15 protein-coding genes are annotated in these 14,655 nt (G+C 55.9%); 11 read left to right on the forward strand and 4 right to left on the reverse strand.

The features are described from left to right. Nucleotides 1-183 precede the first annotated feature (183 nt). From purM to purD, 5 genes are read left to right on the forward strand one after another with little or no spacing between them, the layout of a single operon-like run. A complete protein-coding gene (gene purM / locus MYS68_RS32785; protein WP_248929792.1) occupies nucleotides 184-1,227 on the forward strand; it encodes a phosphoribosylformylglycinamidine cyclo-ligase in 1,044 nt (347 codons plus the stop codon). Continuing rightward, nucleotides 1,224-1,850: a phosphoribosylglycinamide formyltransferase gene (gene purN / locus MYS68_RS32790; protein ID WP_248929793.1), complete on the forward strand. Its 627-nt coding sequence runs from the start codon at nucleotides 1,224-1,226 to the stop codon at nucleotides 1,848-1,850. Before purM ends, purN begins: the two co-directional genes overlap by 4 nt. After that, a complete protein-coding gene (locus MYS68_RS32795) occupies nucleotides 1,847-3,019 on the forward strand; it encodes a phosphoribosylaminoimidazolecarboxamide formyltransferase (protein WP_248929794.1) in 1,173 nt (390 codons plus the stop codon). Before purN ends, MYS68_RS32795 begins: the two co-directional genes overlap by 4 nt. Nucleotides 3,020-3,034: 15 nt before the next feature. Next, a complete protein-coding gene (locus tag MYS68_RS32800) occupies nucleotides 3,035-3,763 on the forward strand; it encodes an IMP cyclohydrolase (protein ID WP_248929795.1) in 729 nt (242 codons plus the stop codon). A gap of 14 nt (nucleotides 3,764-3,777) precedes the next feature. Beyond that, on the forward strand, nucleotides 3,778-5,037 hold the full coding sequence (purD, locus tag MYS68_RS32805) for a phosphoribosylamine--glycine ligase (RefSeq protein ID WP_248929796.1): 1,260 nt from the start codon (nucleotides 3,778-3,780) through the stop codon (nucleotides 5,035-5,037). A gap of 282 nt (nucleotides 5,038-5,319) precedes the next feature. On the opposite strand, the gene MYS68_RS32810 is transcribed toward purD, so the two are convergent. From MYS68_RS32810 to MYS68_RS38715, 3 genes are all read right to left on the reverse strand, one after another. Then, entirely contained in the window at nucleotides 5,320-6,240 is a 921-nt protein-coding gene (locus MYS68_RS32810) for a peptidylprolyl isomerase (RefSeq protein WP_248929797.1), read from the reverse strand. 101 nt (nucleotides 6,241-6,341) lie between these two features. Continuing rightward, nucleotides 6,342-7,538, reverse strand: a complete 1,197-nt coding sequence (locus MYS68_RS32815) for an MFS transporter (protein ID WP_338043639.1) — start codon at nucleotides 7,536-7,538, stop codon at nucleotides 6,342-6,344. Between the two features lie 326 nt (nucleotides 7,539-7,864). Then, nucleotides 7,865-7,996, reverse strand: a complete 132-nt coding sequence (locus MYS68_RS38715) for a hypothetical protein (protein ID WP_275983594.1) — start codon at nucleotides 7,994-7,996, stop codon at nucleotides 7,865-7,867. Between the two features lie 207 nt (nucleotides 7,997-8,203). Here MYS68_RS38715 and MYS68_RS32820 point away from each other — a divergent pair, with 207 nt between their 5' ends. The 4 genes from MYS68_RS32820 (at nucleotide 8,204) to trxA (ending at nucleotide 10,304) form a co-directional block, all read left to right on the forward strand. Further along, nucleotides 8,204-8,929, forward strand: coding sequence for a dioxygenase family protein (locus MYS68_RS32820; protein WP_248931085.1), 726 nt, complete (start codon nucleotides 8,204-8,206; stop codon nucleotides 8,927-8,929). Nucleotides 8,930-9,005: 76 nt separating this feature from the next. Further along, nucleotides 9,006-9,482 (forward strand): RrF2 family transcriptional regulator, encoded by a 477-nt coding sequence (locus MYS68_RS32825; RefSeq protein WP_248929799.1) that lies wholly within the window; start codon nucleotides 9,006-9,008, stop codon nucleotides 9,480-9,482. 93 nt (nucleotides 9,483-9,575) lie between these two features. After that, nucleotides 9,576-9,956 (forward strand): IDEAL domain-containing protein, encoded by a 381-nt coding sequence (locus MYS68_RS32830; protein WP_248929800.1) that lies wholly within the window; start codon nucleotides 9,576-9,578, stop codon nucleotides 9,954-9,956. A 27-nt stretch (nucleotides 9,957-9,983) separates the two neighbouring features. Continuing rightward, the gene (trxA, locus tag MYS68_RS32835; protein WP_248929801.1) at nucleotides 9,984-10,304 is read left to right on the forward strand and encodes a thioredoxin; all 321 of its coding nucleotides are present in this window, start codon (nucleotides 9,984-9,986) and stop codon (nucleotides 10,302-10,304) included. 46 nt (nucleotides 10,305-10,350) lie between these two features. Here the strand turns inward: trxA and MYS68_RS32840 are convergent, their stop codons facing one another. Next, complete coding sequence (locus MYS68_RS32840; protein WP_248929802.1) at nucleotides 10,351-12,546, reverse strand: helix-turn-helix domain-containing protein; 2,196 nt, start codon at nucleotides 12,544-12,546, stop codon at nucleotides 10,351-10,353. 183 nt (nucleotides 12,547-12,729) lie between these two features. On the opposite strand from MYS68_RS32840, the gene MYS68_RS32845 reads away from it, so the two are divergent. Together MYS68_RS32845 and MYS68_RS32850 are read left to right on the forward strand one after the other, a co-directional pair. Then, nucleotides 12,730-13,707 (forward strand): ABC transporter permease, encoded by a 978-nt coding sequence (locus tag MYS68_RS32845; protein WP_248929803.1) that lies wholly within the window; start codon nucleotides 12,730-12,732, stop codon nucleotides 13,705-13,707. Between the two features lie 24 nt (nucleotides 13,708-13,731). Further along, a complete protein-coding gene (locus MYS68_RS32850; RefSeq protein ID WP_248929804.1) occupies nucleotides 13,732-14,604 on the forward strand; it encodes a carbohydrate ABC transporter permease in 873 nt (290 codons plus the stop codon). Nucleotides 14,605-14,655: the final 51 nt, after the last annotated feature.

A 14,655-nucleotide genomic window follows, 5' to 3' on the forward strand; every position in this document is an offset into this window, starting at 1 on the left:
ATTTGCCGGGGATAATGAGATCCGCTCGATATAGCGCACCGAGTTCCGCTATCTAGACCAGGATCGGGGCGGGCTTTTCCATAAAAGAATTGCATGACGTCTGTCTGCCATTTGAAGTAGATTTCGTCCGTTAGGGCGAAATGAACAGCAATTCATCGGATTTTTATAAAGGAGTGGAACACGGTGTCTGACGCGTATAAAAAGGCCGGTGTCGATATCGCCGCCGGCAACGAAGCCGTAGAACGGATGAAAAAACACGTAAAACGGACGTTTCGTCCGGAGGTGCTGACCGATCTGGGCGGTTTCGGCGGCTTGTTCGGCCTCGATAAAAGCAAATACGAGGAGCCGGTGCTCGTCTCCGGTACGGACGGAGTGGGGACGAAGCTGAAGATCGCTTTTGCGATGGATAAGCATGATACGATCGGCATCGACGCGGTCGCCATGTGCGTGAACGACATCGTCGTACAGGGTGCGGAGCCGCTCTTTTTCCTCGATTACCTCGCGTGCGACCGGGTCGTACCGGAGAAAATCGAAGCGATAATCGCGGGAGTCAGCGAAGGCTGCGTCCAGTCCGCGTGCGCGCTGATCGGCGGGGAAACGGCGGAGATGCCGGGCATGTACGCCGAAGGCGAATACGATATTGCCGGCTTCACCGTAGGCGTGGTGGATAAGAAGAAAATTATCGACGGTTCTACGATCAAGCCGGGTGACGTCGTACTTGGTCTTGCTTCCAGCGGCGTGCACAGCAACGGCTTCTCGCTCGTGCGCAAGCTGCTGCTGGAGGAGAAGGCGTACTCGCTGCACGGCGAAGTGGCCGAGCTCGGCGGACGTCTCGGCGACGTGCTGCTCGCTCCGACGAAAATTTATGTGAAGCCGATTTTGGCGGCTTTGCAGCAGGTGCAGATCAAAGGCATGGCCCATATTACGGGCGGCGGCTTTATCGAAAATATTCCGCGCGTGCTGCCGGAAGGTGTGAACGTAAGCATCGATTACGGTTCTTGGCCGATTTTGCCGATTTTCCGGCTGATGCAGCGGGAAGGCGAAATTTCGCACAAGGACATGTTCCGCACGTTCAACATGGGCATCGGCATGGTCGTGATCGTGTCGGAGGATCAAGCCGAGGAAGCGAAGCGCATTTTCGGGCAGCATGGGGAGAAGGCTTTTACGATCGGCAAAGTGACGGAAGGCGACCGCATCGTGACGTTTAACGGAGTGGACGTCGTATGAAGCCGTTTCGCATCGCAGTGTTCGCTTCGGGAACGGGGTCCAACTTCCAGGCGATCGCCGACGCGGTGCAGGCAGGAAAGCTCGATGTTCGCATCGAGCTTCTTGTCTGTGATCGGCCGAAGGCGCTTGTGGTAGAGCGGGCTGAGCGCGCCGGGGTGCCGGTGTTCGCGTTTCGCCCGAAGGAGTACGCGTCGCGCGAGCAGTACGAAGCGGAGATTTTGCAAAGGCTGCGCGAAAGGGAGATCGACCTTGTGGTGATGGCCGGATACATGCGGCTGATTACCCCTGTGCTCGTCGAGCCGCTGTACGGCCGGATGATCAACATTCATCCGTCGCTGCTGCCGTCTTTTCCGGGACTGCATGCAGTACGGCAGGCGCTCGAACACGGCGTGAAGGTGACGGGCGTGACGGTGCATTACGTCGACGGTGGAATGGACACGGGACCGATCATCGCCCAACGGGCGGTAGCGGTCGAACCGGAGGATACGGAAGAGACGTTGTCTGCAAAAATACATACGGTAGAGCACGAGCTGCTGCCGTCGGTCATACGGTGGATTCGCGAAGGGCGGGTTCGCCTGGAAGGCAAAACGACAACCTACGTTAAGGATGGGATGGGCCAATGAGTCAAAACGAAATTCAATTGCGATACGGGATGAACCCGCACCAGAAGGAAGCGAAGCTGTATAACGACGGTCCGCTGCCGATTCGCGTGGTGAACGGCGATCCCGGCTTCATCAACCTGCTCGACGCGCTGAACAGCTTCCAGCTCGCCCGGGAGCTGCGTCAAGCGACCGGACTGCCGGCAGCGGCTTCGTTCAAGCACGTGAGCCCGGCCGGTGCGGCGGTATATGCTCCGCTGACGCCCGAGCTGGCGAAGGCTTACTTCGTGGAAGGGCTCGAGCTGTCGCCGCTCGCCACCGCTTATGCAAGAGCGCGCGGCGCGGACCGCATGTCGTCGTTCGGCGACTGCGCGGCGCTGAGCGACGTCGTCGACGCTTCGACGGCGCAGCTGCTGAAGCGCGAGGTGTCCGACCTCGTCGTGGCGCCGGGGTATACCGAGGAAGCGCTGGAAATTTTGAAGGCCAAGAAAAACGGCGGCTATCTGATTCTGCAAATCGATCCGGACTACGTTCCGGAGCCGATCGAGAGACGCAACGTGTTCGGGCTGACGCTGCAGCAGCAGCGCAACGACGCGAAGATCGACGCTTCCGCCTTGAACAACATCGTGACGCAAAACAAAGAGCTTCCGGAAGGCGCGAAGCGCGACCTGCTCGTCGCTCTGATCACGTTGAAATATACGCAATCCAACTCCGTCTGCTATACGCTGGACGGCCAAACGATCGGCATCGGCGCCGGCCAGCAGTCGCGGATTCACTGCACGCGTCTCGCGGGCGACAAGGCGGACCGCTGGTTCCTGCGCCAGCATCCGATAGCACTGAACATGAAATTCCGCCAAGGCCTCTCCCGCGCGGAGCAAAACAACGCGATCGACCTGTGGCTCGAGGAGGAGCTGACACCGGTGGAACGCGCCAGCTGGGAAGCCGCTTTCGCAGAAGTGCCGCCGCGGCTTACTACGGCGGAAAAGCGGGAATGGCTCAGCAAACTGACGGGCGTATCGTACGGCTCGGACGCGTTCCTGCCGTTCCGCGACAACCTCGACCGGGCCAGCCGCAGCGGCGTGAAATACGTCGTTCAGGCAGGCAGCTCGATGCGGGATGAAGAAGTCGTGCAAGCCGCCAACGATTACGGCATGGTGATGGCGTACTCGGGCGTGCGCTTGTTCCATCACTGATAGGGGGATTTCAACGTGACAGCACAATGGCAAACGATCGCCGAGGAAAACCTCGGCCGCTTGAAGCAAAACCCTTACCCGGGACGGGGCATCGTCATCGGCCGGACGCCGGACGGTACCCGGCTCGTGCAGGTGTACTGGATCATGGGGCGCAGCGAAAACAGCCGCAACCGGGTTTTTATCCAGGAAGACAACGGATTTCTTCGCACGGAAGCGAAGGATCCGGCTAAGCTGACCGATCCGTCGCTCATCATCTATTATCCGATCCGTTACACCGGATCGGCCCACATCGTGACAAACGGGGACCAAACCGATACGATTTACGAAGCGCTGCAGGCGGGACGCTCGTTCGAGCAGGCGCTGACGACGCGCACGTACGAGCCGGATGCGCCGAACTATACGCCGAGGATTTCCGGGCTCGTTGACCTGGCGGACGCTACCTGCGCGTACAAGCTGTCGATTTTGAAAACGAACAACAATGATCCGGCGCAAACGATGCGGCACTTTTTCCACTATGAGCATGCGGTGCCGGGCTTCGGCCATCTCATCACGACATATTCCGGCGACGGCAATCCCTTGCCATCCTTCCAGGGAGAGCCGCAGCTCGTGCCGGTTTACGACGATATCGATCAGACGCTTCGCGCTTACTGGGGCCGGCTGAACGAGGAAAACAAAATTGCGCTGCTCGTGAAAACGATCCGGATCGAGGGCGGTCAGACCGAGATGAAGATTATCAATAAATAAGGGGAGCGACAAACGTGCGGATATTAGTAGTCGGCCGCGGAGGCCGGGAGCATGCGATCATATGGGCACTCAAAAAAAGCCCGCAGGTGAAGCACATTTTCTGCGCGCCGGGCAACGGAGGCATCGCCGAGCTGGCGGAGTGCGTGCCGATTGAGGAGAAGCAGTTCGATGAAATCGCCGATTTTGCCAAAAAGCAAGCTGTGGACCTGGTCGTGATCGGACCGGACGATCCGTTGTCCGAAGGCATTGTCGATCATCTGGAGGCTCAGGGTCTTAAGGTGTACGGCCCGCGCGCGAACGCTGCGATTATTGAAGGCAGCAAGGTGTTTACGAAAAACCTGCTGAAAAAATACAACATCCCGACCGCGGCTTACGAGTCGTTCGAAAATTACGAAGAGGCATCCGCTTATTTACGCAAACAGCAGATTCCGATCGTGATCAAGGCGGACGGGCTGGCCGCAGGCAAAGGCGTTGTTGTCGCTCAGTCGCTGGAAGAGGCGGAAAACGCGCTGCGCGAAATCATGGTGGACAAGGTGTTCGGCGAATCGGGCAATAAGGTCGTCATTGAGGAGTTCCTCACCGGACAGGAAATGTCGATTTTGTCGTTCGTCGACGGGGAAACCGTGAAGCCGATGCCCGCGGCGCAAGACCACAAGCAGGTGTTCGATGGCGACAAAGGCCCGAACACCGGCGGCATGGGTACATATTCGCCGCTGTCGCATATTCCGCAGTCGATAATCGACGAAGCGATCGAGACGATCATTAAGCCGACAGCGGCGGCTATGGTCAACGAAGGCCGCCCGTTCCGCGGCGTGCTGTTCGCCGGGCTGATGATCACGCCGCAGGGACCGAAAACGATTGAGTTTAACGCGCGTTTCGGCGATCCGGAGGCGCAGGTGGTGCTGCCTCGCCTTGAAACGGACCTTCTGGACATCATCTTGGCGGCGATGGACGGACGTTTGAGCGAGCTCGATATTCGCTGGAGCGATCAGGCCGCGGTTTGCGTCGTGGCCGCTTCGGGCGGATATCCCGCTTCTTACCCGAAGGGCTTGCCGATTTCCGGGCTGGATCAGGTCCGGGAGGCGCTCGTGTTCCACGCAGGCACGGCGAAGAAGGACGGATCTCTTGTCACAAACGGCGGTCGTGTACTCGGCGTGACGGCGCTGGGTGCTTCGATCAAGGAAGCCCGGGAGAAGGCGTACGCGGAGCTGGACCGCATTCGTTTCGACGGCATGCATTATCGAACCGACATTGCGAAAAAAGCGCTTGTATAACCTCAACACGAGGCATCACGAAGCATGAAAAGCGGAGAAATAACGAACTCGGCGGTGGCCGTTCCTTATTTCTCCGTTTTTTTTGTTTTTCGCGCATATGAGGGCCGCGGCCATGTCACATTCCGGAAGGCTGCGTCGTCATCTGTGGCACTAACGTAGCGCTGTCACTAAGCTGCCGCGGCAAGCGAAGTAATCCTGAGGTAATTTAAGACGGGAGATATGTATCGTATTATTGAAACACAAGGGAGCCGCAGCCGCGGCTCCCTGTCCATTTTCAAAAAATTATGCGCTCTTGCTCAAATTGTTGACGATCGTAGCCGCCGCTTTTTTATCGGCAAGCCACGACGCAGAGAGCTCCGATACTTTCTGGTCGACGAGCTTGTCGTGAATTTCCTGCTTCTTCTCCTCAAGCGTCGGCGTAGCGGCGTCTTTATGATCGGTGACCTTGATGATTTCAAAGCCGCCTTCTGTCTGAACGATGTCGCTTAGGTCCCCCGCCTTCAGCGCAAAAGCCGCCTTTTCGAACGCCTGGTCGCCGGCTCCTTTCGAAACGTAGCCCATGTCGCCGCCTTTATCTTTCGTGGCTGCGTCGGTCGACTTCTCCTTGGCGGCAGCCGCGAAGTCGGCGCCTTTTTTCAGATCGGCCAAAATGGTTTGCGCCTCTTCTTTGGTCGCAACGACGATATGCGAAGCTTTTACCTGCTCGGGTGTCTTCAGCGATTCGAGGTTATCGTTATAGTATTTTTTAATGTCATCGTCGGTGATGGTGACTTGCGGTTCCAGTATCTTTTTCATAATGACCTGGGACCCCATGCTTTTTTTCAAATCGTCCAGCGTCATGTTGTACGAAGCCAACGTTTGCAGGAACTCCTCATCGGAAGGGAAGTTGCTTTTGAGCGTGGCAAGCTCCTTCTCGATGTCCGCATCCGTCACCTGAATGCCGGCTTTTTTGCCTTCCTGGGCGATCAGCTCGTCCGTGATCAGCGAATCGAGCGTCTGCGCGCCGCCGCTGGTGACCATGGCATCATAAAGCTGCTTTGACGTGATCTCGGTGCCGTTCACCTTGGCGACGACGGATTCCGCTGCCGCCGCTTTCTTGGCTGTGCTCGGCGGGACCAGCGCGACATATGTCGCGAAGCCTGCCAATAATAATACGGATAATAAAATCCATATGAAATTTCCGTTTTTGATACGGTTCATCATGATTGCTCTCCCTTCGTGTTGTGGCTCTGGATGCCTGAAGTCCATTATGGACGAAAACCCTGAAGGGAAGATGAATACAATCTGAAGATTCGCTGAATACATTATTTGGACGGGCTGGGTGCAGAAGCCGCGTCCTTCGTCAAATAAGCGATTCCAAGCGCGCAAAGCAGCAGCAGTCCGGTCAGCCAAAACACGCTGTGGATCGAAAAAATGCCGCTGACATACCCGCCGATCAGAGGGCCGAGCATGCCGCCGATTTGGTTTGCGGTTTGGTTCAGGCCGAAGGCGCGTCCGCGGAATTCGCCGGGCGTCGTTCGCACGACAAGGCCGTTTAAAGCCGGGAATACGGCGCAAAAAAACGCCCCGTACACAAACCGGACGATCGAGAACCCCCATATGTTATGAAACGGAATTTGCGCCAAATTGCCGAGCGCGCCGAATAATAAGCCGATGATCAGCACCTTGTGAAAGCCGGCTTTATCCGCGAATTTTCCCCAACGCGGCGCAAAGATGATGCTGGCGATGCCGACAAGAGAGAAGATGACGCCGGCGAGCAGCGAAGCGTCTTTGACCGAACCACCGATTTCCACGATATACAGCGGGAGGACAGGCTCGATCGTCATCACCGACAAGTTGGTAAGCAGCGACAGCCCCAGCACGGCCAGAAACGGCTTGTTGCGGGCTATCATGGACAGAGTGCCGGTGCCGGCGGCAGCGCGCCCTTTTCGCGGAACGAACTTCTCCTCCTTCACCCAAAAGAGCACAAGCATCGTGCTCATCAGCACAAAAACACCCGCGCTGGCGAATGCCACGCGGTTGTCGAACATGTTGGCGATCACGCCGCCGAGCAGCGGTCCCATGATGCTTCCCGTCGCCGTCGACGTGGACATCATGGACAAGGCGTAGCCGACCTTATCCTCCGGCGTATTTGTGCCGACGAGCGCGATCGAGCCGGGGATGAACCCGCTGAGCAGTCCTTGCAGCACCCGCAGCGCAAGCAGCTGATACGGGTTCGTCACGATCGAGGTCAGCAAGTAAATGGCGCAAAGCACGAAGCCGGCGCGCACAATCATCGGCTTACGCCCGTATTTATCGCCCATCGCGCCCCAAAACGGAGACGAAATCGCACCGGCCAAAAAGGCCGAGCTGAACAGCAGGCCGGACCACATTTCGATGTTTTCCTGAACGCCGATATGGAGAAGAAATAAAGGCAAGAAGGGGATGACCATGGAAAAGCTGGCCGACGTAACAAAACATCCGACCCATAAGAGCCATAAATTCCGTTTCCAAGGTTCCATTACCATCACTCCCGTTTTTCCGGCTTCGCTCTGTTTTGAGAGATGAAACCGGTTTCCGAAATAAACAAAGTAAATGGTAACACCCTTGTCCCGATCTGTAAACCATACTCTCCGAATTGTAGCGCATGTTAACAGTCTCCCGCATAAAATATATAAAGGAGAGTGATCGGGCATGGTATGGTTGAGCTTCTTGTACGGCCTTGCGGTTTTGGCGGCCATTGCCGGTTTTTTTATCGTTCTCGGGCTCACGGATAAAAGGGACAGGAAATAAGCTCAAAACACGCAGCGAAATAATGGGGAGCACGCAGGACAAGCTCGATTCGAGGTTATTTCCGGCCGCTGCCGCGGATCCAGATGCGCTCCCGGTTTCGGTAGACGAGCACGACGGCGACGATAGCCCCGAGCACAAGAGCGGCGGATAACCCGTAATGATGAAAATAATAGGAGAAGCCGCGCATATGTGTTTCCTCCTTTCGTGTTTGCCCGTTTGCAAAATAAGACGTACTGCGGTATATGTTAAGTTAATATGTACAAAATACTGTCCTTGAATAGTGTAACCAACCGGGGAGCGAACATACGGACCGGCAAATTGACGTCACGGAAAGGAGGCTGTTCCGGTGAAGCTGCCCTCGATTTTTCTCGCGCACGGGGCGCCGACCCTCGTCATGGAGGATAACGCTTATACGCGCTTTTTAAAAACCCTTGGCTCCAAGCTGCCGAAGCCGAAAGCGGCCGTGCTTTTCAGCGCTCATTGGGAGAGCCGGGTACAGATGATTTCGGCGGTTCCCGAATATGAGACGATCCACGACTTTTTCGGATTTCCCGACCCGCTATATGAAATAACTTATCCGGCCAAAGGGGATATTGCGCTGTCGCTGCAGATCGAGCGGCTTTTTGCGGACGAAGGTATTTCGAGCGTCCTGGACGACAGGCGCGGGCTCGATCACGGCGCTTGGTCGCTGCTGCGCCTCATGTACCCGGAGGCCGATGTCCCGGTCGCGGCGCTGTCGGTGAATCCGCGGCTGACGCCGGAGGAGCAGTACCGCATCGGGCGGGCGCTTGCGCCGCTCCGCGAATGCGGGGCACTCATTGTCGGCAGCGGCGGAACGGTGCACAACCCGGACATGCTGGAATGGGACTCCGCGCAGGTTAAGGAATGGGCGCTGACCTTCGACCAATGGCTCGCCGAGCAGCTCGAGACGTGGAACACGGAAGCGCTGTTCGACTATGAACAGCGCGCGCCTTATGCCGGCGAGGCGGTACCGACGCCTGAGCATTTTGCGCCGGTATTGCTGGCGATGGGCGCCGCGGACGGCGGCAGGAAGGCCAGGCTGCTGCACCGCCAATATCAGCTCGGGACGCTTTCCTTAAGTGCGTGGATGTTCGGTTAGGCCGGCAGCTATTGACAAATACAACTGTAACAAATATAATTACAGTAATGAAACATTCATAGCAGGGAGACAGCCGATGAACAGCGAATTCACGATTGCGGTACACAGCCTCGTCCTGCTGGCCTATAAGCCGGATCATATGGCGACAAGCGATTACATCGCCCATAACGTTTGCACGCATCCGGCCCGCGTCCGCAAGGTCATGGGTTGCCTTCGCAAAGCCGGCTACGTAGCCGCCAAGGAAGGAATCGGCGGCGGGTTCATTCTGAACTGCGACCCGGCGCAGGTAACGCTGGCCGAGATTTACCGGCTCACCTCGATCGGTTCGATCAAGCCGGGCTGGTGCTCCGGTGACGAGGAAGCCGACTGCATGGTGGCGGGAAACATGGCGGCCGTGATGGATGACATCTATCAGGAGGCGGAGCAGCAGATGATCCGGTTCCTGGAGAGGTTTACCGTCAGCGATGTGCTGGACAGGGTGCGCAAGATGACCGGGAAAGCGGCATCCGGCGAAGCGGGATGTTCGCCGTGCGGGCAGGACAAGGAAAGCTGAAGCTTTCTTTTGCCTAAACTGTTACTCAAAAAGTTATAGTTCCTGCGTGTTTCGTTGCAATGAGTTGACCTTAATGAAGGGAAGGTGGAAGGGATGGAATTTTTGACGGCATCTCACATTCGTTTGGGAGATTGGGTGAGCGGCACCACATTTAACGATGAGAAATTTATCGGTTATGTGGAGGCGATGTCCGCCGCAGACGGGCTGGTCAAAGTATACGTAACGGAAAGCGATCGGACGGAGGCGGTCGGCACGCTCGTGGAGAGCAGCCGCAGCAAGCTGTCCCGCCTTCCCGAGCAAGCGCCGTATTTGGAAGACGAGCTGAGCAGCTTGATCGACCTCGCTTTGCAAACCCGCGATGAGGTTTGGTTTCGCGAGCTGACCGCGGCTCTGCTCGAAGGCCGCGGACGCAAGGGCAGCTCCGCCGATAACGCGCGGAGATCCTCCGGCCCCCGCCGGGTTAAAATAGATTAAATAAAATTCGGATAGGAGTGATTGCATATGGCTATCGTCAAAGTGGAAGATCAAACGTTTAAAGCGACTTTGGAGCAGGATGAAGTGGTGCTCGTCGACTTCTGGGCCCCGTGGTGCGGTCCTTGCAAAATGATCGCTCCGGTTCTTGAAGAGCTCGACCGCGAGCTCGGCGGCAAGCTGACCATTGCGAAAATGAATGTCGACGACAATCCGGCAACCCCCGGCGAATTCGGCATCATGAGCATTCCGACGCTGAAGCTGTTCAAAAACGGCAGTGAAGTCGCATCGATCGTCGGGTTCAGACCGCTGAACGATTTGAAAGAGATCGTCCAGCCGCATTTGAACTAAAAGAGATCAGCCCGATTGGGGAAGTTCCCCTGTCGGGCTGATTTACTTAATCCGGTTCCGCGGGCCGGTTTTTCTGATACTGCTTCGGCGTGCAGCCGAAACGGTCTTTGAACACCCGGATAAAGTGGGAGTTGGAGCTGTAACCGAGCAGGTCGGATATTTCCTGCACCGTATGTTTCTTTTCCATCAGCAGCCTGGCGGCGTTCTGCATTTTCGTTTCCGTCACGTATTCGATAAAGGTTTGTCCGGTCATGGTGCGGAACAGCTTGCTTACATAATTGGGGCTCATCCCGACGTGCTCCGAGATCGACTCCAATGAAATATCGTTAAAAATATGGTCGTGGATGTAGCTCAGAAGCTTTTGTTCCAGCGTTGCGTCGACCGACAGCTTTTTCTCCTTCACCTTGGCCGTGCCCGTTTCAATGAGTTCGTCGGCCCACTCGCGAAACGCTTCGAGCGTTTCCATCCCCGCTCCCCGGCTGCGGATGTCGCAGCCGAATACCTGGACGGAGCTGAGGCCTACGGCATTTAACCCGCTGCGCATGGCCGACAGCGCATCCTGCAGCATATTTCGGCAGTAAGACAGCGTGTAGCGGCCGGTTTCGATCTCGGTGAAGATCTCCTCCCATAGCAACTTCAGCTTGTCCCCGTTGCCCGAACGCATCGCTTCCTCGATTTGGTTCAAGGCGCGAACGGAGCCGCCGCCTTCCACTCTCTCATCCAGACGAAGCTGATCGTAAGATATGAGCGCGTCCTTCCGCAAAAACCGGTATTCCATCGCATCCGACGCCTCGCGAAAAGATTGGGCGGCATGTTCCGGATTGCATGGATATACGCGGCCGACTGCCAGCGTAAAGTCAGCCAGATCTTCCCCCTGACCTTGCAGTATAGACAACATCCGCCCGGCCAGCGGCAAAGGGTCTTGGCCGGAGAAATGCAACATGCCGATCAACCGCCGCTTATCGTCCGGTACGGCGTACAATGTGCCCGAAACGAAATGCGCTTCGAGCGCTTCGATAAGCCGGTACGGCAGCAGCAGCTCCTCGCGCAGCGGCATCGGACCCGGCGTCAGGCGAATGATGAAGGCGGCGCACGACTCCGCGGTAAAGCGGATGTCCAGCAGCTGCTCGTTCTCTTCGTCGCTCGGGGCGTTCTCTCCGTGACCGTGCAGCAGCTTGGAAATGTAAGCTTGCCGGATCGTAAGCCGGTTGCGCTCCCAACGTTCCTTCATTTCATCCAGATCGTTGGAAAATTTGGTGAACAAGGTGCGAATCGGCTTCTGCGCGCGGTAAAAAATAAGCAGCCCGACGGCAAGGTTCGCCAGCAGCAGCAGAGCGCCCACAAGAATAAGGCCGTTTCGCAGTTCTACGGTTTTTTCGTTATACTCCTTCAAAGAGGCGGCCGACACATAGTACCATTTGCTGTACGGCGATACGGCGAAAGAAACGACGCTCGGTTCTCCGCCTATTTTTGCGTTGAATTTTCCTTCCTCTCCCCCGTAAGACAGAAGCTTATCGGCCACCTCTTTGGGCAAGGGCTGCCCCGGTTCCGTATTGGAGCTTAACACCTGCCCCTGCGGATCGACGACCCACAGCTTTCGTTTATCGGCAAAACGCAGCGCCTTGATCTTCTCCCGCACATACGTTTCATCCATATTGACGGCGATAATCCCTTGGCGCCCGGCGGCCGTGGAGAAAAACGGATAGCTGCGGATATACGAAATCCACGTCCGGCTCGCCGTCTGCTCCTTGATCTGCAGCTGCATCCATGCGACATGGCTGTCCGATTCGGTGAACTTTTGCAGCCACACCTGCCTTCCGCTGACGTCGCAGGTCCGCAAGTTCATAAAGCATACGTTCGGCCCCATGAACATCAGGTTGCCGGCCCGATAATAAATGTCCACCGATTCGATAAACGGGTAGCCGTTTTTCAAATCCTTGAGCTGATCGGCGACGGCAAGAATTCTCGAGGTATCTCCCGTAATGTCGTGCGTGAACGGATAAATGAGCGTTTCGTTGATTCCCCGTTCGGTCAAATACAGGTCCGTCATCCGGATCGCTTCCTTCACGATGCTGTCGTCCAAGGAATTGCGGAATTCCGTTACCATTTGCTCGTTCAAGCGGTTGACCTGTTCGTTCATATTTTCCCCAAACAGGTGCAAATAGACGACGGACGGAATGACGGTGATCAAAACGATCATCGCCGCATTCAGGAACGTAAGCCGCAAAAACGCTTGTTTCATCGCATGTCCTCCGCTGGATGTGAAATAACCGCAATTTCGTAAGGAATCGTTATTTTTAAGAAAAGATCGGCAAAGAGAAAAAAACGCGATTTTCTTAAGAATTTGTAAATTGTCAGCATTGCAGGTATCGGGTAGCATGGGGTTTGTAATCGCTTGCTTAGCCCAATGGCAGAAGGAAACGGAGTGAAGAAATTGAATGTAACCTATTCTAATGCAAACCGTGTCGAAAGCACAAGGGGAGCGCGAAGCCGCAAAGACGGCATTCTCAGGCGGTATATGAATAAAAAATATTTATTCATCATGTTTTTGCCCGTGTTCCTTTATTATTTCATCTTCCACTATGCGCCGATGTACGGGGTGATGATCGCCTTTAAGGATTATCAGTTTTTGCAGGGGGCGTTTCGCAGCCCGTGGGTTGGCTTCGCGCATTTTAACGAGCTGTTTCATACCGAATATTTCTGGACCGTGCTCAAAAACACGCTGATCATCAACGGCTACAAGCTGCTGTTCGGATTCCCGGCTCCGATCGCGATGGCGCTTCTGCTTAACGAAGTGATGCAGCCGGTGTTTAAAAAAGTGGTGCAGACGATCAGCTACATTCCGCACTTTTTATCCTGGGTCGTGCTGAGCGGGCTCGTCATCGAGTTTTTGTCCCCGAGCAGAGGGCCGATCAATATGGTCATTACGCTGCTGGGAGGGGAGCCGATCTTTTTCGTCGCCGATGAGAACTGGTTTCGCTCCATACTGGTCGCCACGGAAATCTGGAAGCATGTCGGGTTCAATACGATCATTTATTTGGCGGCGATCGCCGGCATCAATCCGGAAATGTACGAAGCGGCCAAGGTGGACGGCATCAGCAGGCTGCAGGCGATGCGGTATATTACGCTGCCGTCGATCGCACCCGTCATCATCATCATGCTGATTTTGTCCTCCGGCTCGATCATCAACGACGATTTCGAGCAGGTGTTCAACCTGCTGAACGTGAAGGTCATGGATGTGGGGGACGTGCTGTCCACCTACACGTATTCGGAAGGGCTGGTCCGTATGAACTACAGCTACGCCGCTGCGGTGGGGCTGTTCAAAAATGTCGTCGCCCTGGCCATCGTGCTGACGGTAAACGCGATTGCCCGGAGAATCCGCAAGGACAGCGCTATTTTCTGAGCATAAAGAAAGGGAGGGAACCGCTTGAAGCAAACCGCATTCACCGATAAACTCGTCATTGTTTTTGCCTATACGATACTCAGTCTGCTCGGGCTCAGCTCGCTGCTCCCGCTGATGCAGGTGATCACGCTGTCGATGAGTCCTTCCGAGGTGATCAACAGCTACAGCTTTCATTTCATTCCGCTGAAATTCGATTTCAAAGGTTATGCCACGGTGCTGGCGAACGAGAACCTGTGGCGGGCTTACGGCAATACGCTGCTGCGGACGGCGCTAGGCGTTTCGCTGACGATCGTCCTCACCTTCTGCGCCGCTTATCCGCTGACCAAGAAGGACCTGCCGCACCGCACATTTTGGACCGCCTTCGTGGTGCTGACGATGTTTTTCTCCGGGGGACTGATCCCGCTTTACCTGCTCATTAAAAGCCTCGGCCTGATGGACTCGATCTGGGCTCTCGTGCTGCCGCCGGCGATCAACACGTTCATGGTGATGGTCGTGCGCAACTTTATCGCCGAATTGCCGGAAAGCCTCGAGGAATCGGCGAAAATCGACGGCGCCAACGACATCGTCATCCTGTTTCGCATCGTCATTCCGCTGTCGCTCCCGATCATCGCCACCGTCGGGCTGTACAGCGGGGTGTATCACTGGAACGCCTGGTTCGACAGCATGATCTACATCCAGGACGGCAAGAAGCATGTGCTGCAGTTCGTGCTGCGCAAAATCATTTTGCTCGGCAACACCGCGGAATTCGAGATGACCGGGCAAAACCAGAACGTCACCGATGTGGAATCGATCAAAATGGCGACGCTGGTCGTATCCATCATCCCGCTGCTGCTCGTGTATCCGTTTTTGCAGAAATATTTTGTCAAAGGAAGCCTGATGGGCGCGGTGAAAGGATAATCCCCCGAATGGTGCGGGATTACATATAATTGTGAATAGATGGAGGGGTTT

The organism is Paenibacillus hamazuiensis (assembly GCF_023276405.1).
Lineage (GTDB): Bacteria > Bacillota > Bacilli > Paenibacillales > NBRC-103111 > Paenibacillus_AF > Paenibacillus_AF hamazuiensis.